Source organism: Rhodococcus shunpengi, from assembly GCF_048381395.1.
Taxonomy (GTDB): domain Bacteria; phylum Actinomycetota; class Actinomycetes; order Mycobacteriales; family Mycobacteriaceae; genus Rhodococcus.
The window spans coordinates 1-6,687 of sequence record NZ_JBLWIU010000018.1 but is presented as its reverse complement, the minus strand read 5'-3'; the positions used below and the strand labels follow the sequence as shown (position 1 = coordinate 6,687).

Sequence of the window (6,687 nt, the reverse complement as noted above, 5' to 3'; positions counted from 1 at the left end):
AATGCACCCGGCACCGCTGCCAGGACGAACCCGTGAACTGCTGCGCAATGGCAGCTTTGAGCCCGCTGTGCGCATCGGAGATCACCAGATGCACCCCGGACAGTCCCCGACCCCGTAACCCGACCAGGAACTCCCGCCAGAACTCGTAGGATTCGCTGTCCCCGACCGCGGTGCCCAACACCTCACGGCTACCGTCGATCGACACCCCAGTTGCGACCACCAACGCCTGGGACACCACGTGCGCACCGACACGGACCTTGCAGAAAGTGGCGTCGAGGAACACATACGGAAAGCTCGTGTGCGTCAAGGTGCGCTCCCGGAACCGGGCGATCTCGGCGTCCAGACCGGCACAGATCCGCGAGACCTCCGACTTCGAGATCCCGGAGTCGACTCCGAGGGCGCCGACCAGGTCGTCGACGCTGCGAGTCGATACCCCGTGCACGTAGGCCTCCATCACCACCGCGTAGAGAGCCTTGTCGATCCGCCGACGGCGCTCGAGCAGCGAGGGGAAGAACGACCCGGAGCGCAGCTTGGGGATCTTGACCTCGACGTCTCCGCTGGTGGTGGCGACGGTTTTGGTGCGGTGTCCGTTGCGGTGGGTGATGCGGGTGTCGGTGCGTTCGTAGCGGCCGGCGCCGAGTTTGTCGGTGGCTTCGGCTTCGATCAGAGCTTGCAGTCCGGTGCGGATCAGTTCGGCGAACACGTTGGTGTTGTCGGCGCTCTTGAGTGCGTCGAGTTGGGCGAGCAGTGCAGAATGGTCGTGGGTCATCGCGTAGCTGCTTTCTGTGAGTCACTGTGGTAGGTAACTCGTTGATCACTACGCGATGGCCCACCCTCGGTGAGGGATCGACACGCCGTGGACCTGCCCGGATGCCCTCAACCGATTCCCACCACTCCCTGGGACTTACCCTCGTTCTTACGAGCCATGAATTTCATTCGCGACCAAGTTCGGCCGGTGCTGTGCGTGCATCGAGGACCGCATCCCCAAACCAGCGACCACCCTGGATGACTTTGAACATGACCTGCCTCCTCCCGCGGGGACGTCGTCCCCGCGGCGACACAACGGTGGACGACCCGTCGCGGTCCACCGCCGGCGGGCGCCGCCGGCCCGCGGCCGCAGCCACTGCGGGACCGATCTTTCGCCGCTCCGGCGCGCGGCGCAAGGGCACACGCAGACGGATCGCCGAATCGGACAGCCCGCGGAACGGGCCGAGGGCATCGCGCGCCGGGATCGGCGTGCGGGATCACGCGGGGGTCGGAGTGGTCTGGGACGGAATCCGGCCTTGTCGCCGGTCGTTGTCGGTCTATCCGTGCGGCCGCATGGTGTGTGTTAATAGGGGCGCCAGCCGAACCCCTCGCAGGCCAACTGCACGATCTCAAGCCAGATCCGGTTCTGGAATGCCCGCAGCCGCTCCGATCCCCGCTGAAAGTCCGGTAGTCGAACACCTCACGGATCTCCGCGGTGTGCTCCCACGCCGTGGACTCCCGCTCGGCGTATCGCTTGATGCACGAGGGATCCTCGATGCCCAGCTGCTCGGCGACGAAGTTCAGCACCGACGTCGGCACCGCGATCGGATCCGACAGGAAACTCCCCAGACACCGCACAGTGCTCAGCTGGACCGCGAATCCCAGCCGAACGGAACGAAATCCCCAGGTCCAGGGGCGGAGCGATCCGCGGCCGCTCAGTAAGCAATCGCCGGACTCACGGGTTATCTCTTAAACTCGTCGCATCGGTGGATCTGGTCGAGCTCGATGTACTCGTCAGGAATGTGCGCCTGCTCGATCGAGCCGGGGCCGCAGACCACCGTGTCGATGCCGGCGCTGCGGTAGATGCCGGCCTCGGTGCCGTAGGACACCCAGCTGCCGTCGGGGTGCTTCGTCGGTCAGGCCGTTGAGGAAGGCCAGCGCGGATCCGGCCGGGTCCGGTGCCAGCGCGGGGACGTCGACGACCCGTTCGATGGACGCCGGTGTGCGGATCGATCCGGCGCATCGCTCGCTCGAATGCGGTGAGTTGGGATCGGATCTCGTGTTCGAGGGCGTCGGCGTCGTGGCCGGGAACCGGGCGGATCTCGACGTGGACTGTGCAGTCGCTCGGGACGATGTTCGGTTCGGTTCCGCCGTGGATCGGTCCGACACTCACTGTCGTGTGGGGGACAGCGAAGTGGTCGCACAGCGGGCCCTCGAGGGGCAAGCGGTCGGACAGGTCCGCGAGGAAGGTCCAGGTAGGTGACGGTATTGAGCGTCGTGATGCCCGCGGCACCGGCGACGATGCCGGTGGTGACAGCGTTCATCGGCGTGCCTCCCTCGCATGGGTCCGACGACGGGATCGTCCTTCACGCAGCATCCCCCGCGGCGTGCCCGGCAAACGCGGACGGTGGGATCGCACCCGAGACCAGAGGCTGACACACAGGCCCCCGGAGCGGTGGAGGCAGGTGCTGCTGCACCGAGGCGCGCACTCTTTGCGCTGCAGGTACCGCCGCTCGGCGAGATCTCGCCGAGGTTGAGGCACGTCTGACATGGGGTCAGGTGGGAGAGAGGATGGCGCTGTGGTCGGCGATGATCCGGGCCACGAGGTCGCGGCTTGCGGTGAACCGGAGGTCGACGTGGTGGAGACTCATATCGCTCCGGAGACCGCAGGTTGCGTAACTTGTTTATCTTGGTTAGTGCCGTAGCATGGGGGTATGAGCACCAAGGCGCACGCTGGACGCACCAACCCTCGTACGGCTGCTGCGGCCGGGCGGAAGGGGCGCACGGGCCGGGCGGCGGGGTTTCCGACGGTCCTCGAGGATGCGCTCGCCAGTGTGCCGGAGAGCGAGCGGGAGGGTTTCGTGCTCGGGGTGGTCGGCGACGACGGCGACGGACTGGATCCCGCATTGTGGGGTCCGGGTCCGTCGTCGGCCGAGCGTAAACGGGCCGCTCTGGCGAATCTGCGCCGGCAGTATCAAGCGCGTCGGACGGTGGTGGAGGCGTCGCTGACCCGCCCGGAGGTAGCGGAACTGCTGGAGGTGTCCGAGCAGGCGGTCCTCGACCGCCTCAAGGCTGGGGATCTGGTTGGGTTGAAGAAGGGGCGGGAGTGGAGGTTGCCGTCCTGGCAATTCCACGCGGACTCGGAGTTGGGATTTGTGCCCGGACTCGCGCGGGTGAGTGCGGTGTTCGCCGGAGGGGCGGTGTCGTTGACCGAATGGGCACTCTCCCCGAACCGGGACCTCGACGAGGCGACTCCGGCCGAGGCCCTGGCAGCCGGGCACGTCGACGACGTGGTGCGGGTGGCCCAGGTGGGTACCGCGGCCGCGTGGTAGCCGCACTCGCCGCACCGGCACGGCCGCTGCACGGCGGACAGGGCTGGATGTGGCGGTGGCGCGACCCCAGCGCCGGGCACCCGTGGCGGTGGTGCCGCATCTATCACCCGTCCCCGCACACCCCGGACGGGATCACGCACCGCAGTTTCGGGCCGTTGCACCGGCTGGATCCGCACCTGCCGGGCCCGGGTGGCGTTCCGCGTGAGTGCCCGGAAGGCCGCTCGGTGCTGTATGTCGCCGGCAACGTGGCCACGGCAGTCGGGGAGGTGTTCGGCGACTACCCGGCTGCTGCGGTGTGCCCGCGCTACCGGGTGGCGTTGCTGCGACCGACGGCGCCGCTGGCTGTGCTCGATCTGCGGGGTCAGGGAGCGGCGATGCGGATCGGTGCGTTGCCGTCGTTGGCCACCGGCGACTATCCGCGTCCGCGTACCCAGGCCTGGGCGCGGGCGATCTATGAGGATCAGCCGGTGGCTCGGCAGCGGACCCGCGGGGTTTATTACAATGCTGCGCATTCGAACGGTCCCGCTTTGGCGTTGTGGAACACCGAGTCTCGGATCGAGGTGGTCCGCAGTGCGCGCGGGGAGGCCCAGGACTTCGCGCTGGCGGATCCGAGGATGTGGCCGCGCATCGTCGATGCCGCGGTCGGCATGGGTATGCGCGCAGATCTGGTGCCCCGCTGTCACATCTGCCCGTAGCTCGGAGCGTAGGGGGCCTATTGTTCGGGCGTCGAGCCGCCGGACTGGTTGATCGTTCGCCGGTGGGCCGACCCGGTCCGCCGAACTCGCTGCCGCCGAGGACGACCGTGGCCGGCCTTGAGGAGTCCTCAGCTCGCATCGATCGTCTGGCCCACGCCCACATCGTCGCGGCGGCCATCGCGACCACGGTCACCGACCTCACCGAAACAATCGGTACCCGCGCTTACCGGGTCGCGGTCTCCGGACGCTGTGACGACCACGTCCAGTATGTTGTGGCCGCGCGGTGCGCCATCGTCCCGTCGTACTAGCCGACCCGGTTGGGGCCGCGTGTATTGGTTACTGGGGGACATGTCGTCATTGCAGGTCAAGATCAGATTTGGTTGCGACGCAGCGTCGGTGATCGTCAGGCCGTCGTGGGAATGGTGATCTGCTCGTTGCCGGCGATGGCAGAGAGCAGATAGTGCGGGCAGGTGAGCACCCGAGGGAGGCACCGGGATCGCCTGCCGGTCGGTGTCGAGGTAGAGGCGGTAGGCGAGCTGCCCGCGTCGATGGGTGCCGGTCTCTGGGTCGACGGCGCCGAGGAAGTACCCCTGCGGAGTATCGACGGTCGAGAAGATCGCGTGCGCCCACTCGGCGGGCTCGGCCGGCGGCATGGGCCGGCACTGGGTGACCGTGCGCGACGCGGTCACCGCCGGCACCCTCCGCGCCGGCGACCAGATAGCCGCCGCCGTGGCCGACACCTGGGTGTCCCTCTCCCGTCATCTCGCGCTGCGGCTGACCGCCGAACTCGGTGTCACCGTCAAACACATCCTGGCCCGCCGTCACGGCAGCGACCCGGCAGCCCGCAATGCGGCGGTAGCCGAAAGGTTGGCGACCGACGGGGTGTTCGAAGCGGTGCTGCGAATCCCGGAAACGGCCGGTGATCTGGTGATGATCGCGGATGTGCGGGACAAACAAGATACGCTGCCGCACCACCGTGGAGGCACCGAACGAGGGAACCTCCGGTCGCCGGCTGTCGTGGCTACTCAAGCAACTCAAGAACGTGCCGAACGATGTGCAGGTCGAAGCGGTGTTCTCCGAGCGCGGCAACGAAGCCTGCGAGCACCTCGACACGGTGCGAGCGGACCCGAAGGTACTGACCAATGGGCGCTCCGGGGACATCGTCTCCTTCTCTCTCGAACAAACCTTCCCGATGGGCGGCCGGCGGTCGGGTACCGCGGCGAGTTTCATCACCAGCGTGACGTCGTCGACCGACGCGTTCTACGGCACGGTGGTTCAACAACTGCGGGAATGGGTGCCGGCGGCGCCGAAGCAGACCGAACAGCCGAGGCCGGGCACCGCAGAATCCGAAGGCGACTAGCCCCCCCTAACTCCTCGGTTGTGCCGGCCGAGCAGCTCCAGGGATTTATCGACGGCGTTCCGGTGGGTACCAACTACTGCGTGCGCACCAAGGCGCTGTCCGAGGACGTCTATCTGGTGGACCTGTCGGAGATGAGACCCGATGGGGTGCAGCGTATTACCCAGACCGTGGCCACCGCGACGATCGACGGCACATGGTTCGTCGACGTCTTCAACTGACACTTCGGTGAAGGACCCCTACCAACTATGAACAGCTCACCTCTCACCACCGCTGCCCTGGCCCTCGCTGTCGTGGGGACACTGGCTGCGTGCGCCGCGGGCGATGCCCGAGACGCGGCCGCGGTCACCACCTCGTTCAGCGTGTCGTCTGCCATGAGCATGGGACCAGTGAGGTTTTCTCACCAGGAGTTCGCTGACGGCGGCCGGGGACATTCGGGCGGTGTGGCGTGAGATGAGGACGTGGGGTCCTACCTGGTAGAGATCGTTTCGACCAAGAAGCAATCCCGAAGCAGGACCCCACGTGATTTCCTATCGTGCCACGCTCGACGTGCCCGAGCGCACCCTGGCCTTCGTCGCCAGTGCCCTGGCCGCGCATCGCACCCGAGTCGACCGCCGACCATGGCAGCGGGCCGCAACCGTCTACGTCCAGGCGGTAATGGTGCTCCGCTGGTTCCGCGACGGCACCGACGTCGCCGCCCTGGCGCGCGATGCCCGAATCTCGCCGGCAACCGCCTACCGATACCTACACGAAGGCATCGACGTGATCGCCGCCCACGCCCCTGACCTGCACGAGGTCCTCGCCCATGGGAGTGCATCCGGGTGGGAACACGTCGGACTCGACGGCACCTTGATCGCCGCGACCCGATGCCGGGAGCGCTCCGAAGCCGGACACGACTTGTGGTACTCGGGCAAACACCGCCGACACGGCGGCAACATCCAGGTCCTGACCGACCCGACCGGCTACCCGGTCTGGGTCTCCGACGTCGAACCCGGCTCGGTTCACGACATCACCGCTGCTCGACTCGGCGGAGTCCTCGGCGCCCTCTATGAGGCCGCCACCGGCGGGATGCCCACCCTTGCCGACAAGGGTTACACCGGTGCCGGGATCGGTGTCCACACGCCGACCAAGGGCCGCGACCTCGATGCCGGCACTCGATGCCGCAACACACTTCTGTCCGCGATGCGCGCTCCGGCGGAACGTGCGAATGCCCTGCTGAAGACCCGCTGGAAGGCCTTACAACGAATCAGTCTGTGTCCGTGGAGGATCGGCACGATAACCGCTGCCGCCCTCGTGCTTCTTCACCTACAAGCCCCCGCCTGGTGAGAAAACCTCA

8 protein-coding genes and 3 pseudogenes are annotated in these 6,687 nt (G+C 67.3%); 6 read left to right on the top strand and 5 right to left on the bottom strand.

The window, feature by feature from the left end:
• The 4 genes and pseudogenes from ACNJ7K_RS11890 to ACNJ7K_RS11875 all read right to left on the bottom strand — a co-directional run.
• Window positions 1-769 (bottom strand): IS256 family transposase (locus ACNJ7K_RS11890; protein ID WP_487041017.1); only part of this gene is annotated, 769 nt, incomplete at its 3' end.
• 107 nt (window positions 770-876) lie between these two features.
• Complete coding sequence (locus tag ACNJ7K_RS11885; RefSeq protein WP_487041737.1) at window positions 877-1,632, bottom strand: DUF4158 domain-containing protein; 756 nt, start codon at window positions 1,630-1,632, stop codon at window positions 877-879.
• 77 nt (window positions 1,633-1,709) lie between these two features.
• Window positions 1,710-1,856, bottom strand: coding sequence for a hypothetical protein (locus tag ACNJ7K_RS11880; protein ID WP_019288660.1), 147 nt, complete (start codon window positions 1,854-1,856; stop codon window positions 1,710-1,712).
• Between the two features lie 158 nt (window positions 1,857-2,014).
• A pseudogene (locus ACNJ7K_RS11875) lies at window positions 2,015-2,260 on the bottom strand (peptidase dimerization domain-containing protein); the annotation flags it as partial.
• A gap of 421 nt (window positions 2,261-2,681) precedes the next feature.
• Between ACNJ7K_RS11875 and ACNJ7K_RS11870 the strand changes: the two are divergent.
• The 3 genes from ACNJ7K_RS11870 to ACNJ7K_RS11860 all read left to right on the top strand — a co-directional run bounded on the left by ACNJ7K_RS11870 (window position 2,682) and on the right by ACNJ7K_RS11860 (window position 4,302).
• Window positions 2,682-3,299 carry a helix-turn-helix domain-containing protein gene (locus ACNJ7K_RS11870; protein ID WP_037216215.1) on the top strand — a complete coding sequence of 206 codons (618 nt, stop codon included), beginning with the start codon at window positions 2,682-2,684 and terminating at the stop codon, window positions 3,297-3,299.
• A complete protein-coding gene (locus ACNJ7K_RS11865; protein WP_019288664.1) occupies window positions 3,293-3,994 on the top strand; it encodes an RES family NAD+ phosphorylase in 702 nt (233 codons plus the stop codon). Before ACNJ7K_RS11870 ends, ACNJ7K_RS11865 begins: the two co-directional genes overlap by 7 nt.
• A 107-nt stretch (window positions 3,995-4,101) precedes the next feature.
• A complete protein-coding gene (locus ACNJ7K_RS11860) occupies window positions 4,102-4,302 on the top strand; it encodes a hypothetical protein (protein WP_019288665.1) in 201 nt (66 codons plus the stop codon).
• A 95-nt stretch (window positions 4,303-4,397) separates the two neighbouring features.
• On the opposite strand, the pseudogene ACNJ7K_RS11855 reads toward ACNJ7K_RS11860, so the two are convergent.
• Window positions 4,398-4,722: pseudogene (locus ACNJ7K_RS11855) on the bottom strand (N-formylglutamate amidohydrolase); the annotation flags it as partial.
• Between ACNJ7K_RS11855 and ACNJ7K_RS11850 the strand changes: the two are divergent.
• The 3 genes and pseudogenes from ACNJ7K_RS11850 to ACNJ7K_RS11840 all read left to right on the top strand — a co-directional run.
• Window positions 4,646-5,354, top strand: a pseudogene (locus tag ACNJ7K_RS11850) (TerD family protein); the annotation flags it as partial. The pseudogenes ACNJ7K_RS11855 and ACNJ7K_RS11850 sit on opposite strands and share 77 nt — an antisense overlap.
• Window positions 5,285-5,572, top strand: a complete 288-nt coding sequence (locus ACNJ7K_RS11845) for a DUF8176 domain-containing protein (RefSeq protein WP_487041736.1) — start codon at window positions 5,285-5,287, stop codon at window positions 5,570-5,572. The pseudogene ACNJ7K_RS11850 and the gene ACNJ7K_RS11845, both read left to right, overlap by 70 nt.
• Before the next feature lie 301 nt (window positions 5,573-5,873).
• Window positions 5,874-6,677, top strand: a complete 804-nt coding sequence (locus ACNJ7K_RS11840) for an IS5-like element ISRhosp9 family transposase (RefSeq protein ID WP_263510442.1) — start codon at window positions 5,874-5,876, stop codon at window positions 6,675-6,677.
• The last annotated feature ends 10 nt before the right edge of the window (window positions 6,678-6,687 follow it).

What these genes read in the sequence shown, in the direction of transcription:
- ACNJ7K_RS11870 (WP_037216215.1), top strand. Translation starts at nt 2,682, where the DNA reads ATGAGCACCAAGGCGCACGCTGGACGCACCAACCCTCGTACGGCTGCT.
- ACNJ7K_RS11845 (WP_487041736.1), top strand. Translation starts at nt 5,285, where the DNA reads ATGGGTGCCGGCGGCGCCGAAGCAGACCGAACAGCCGAGGCCGGGCAC.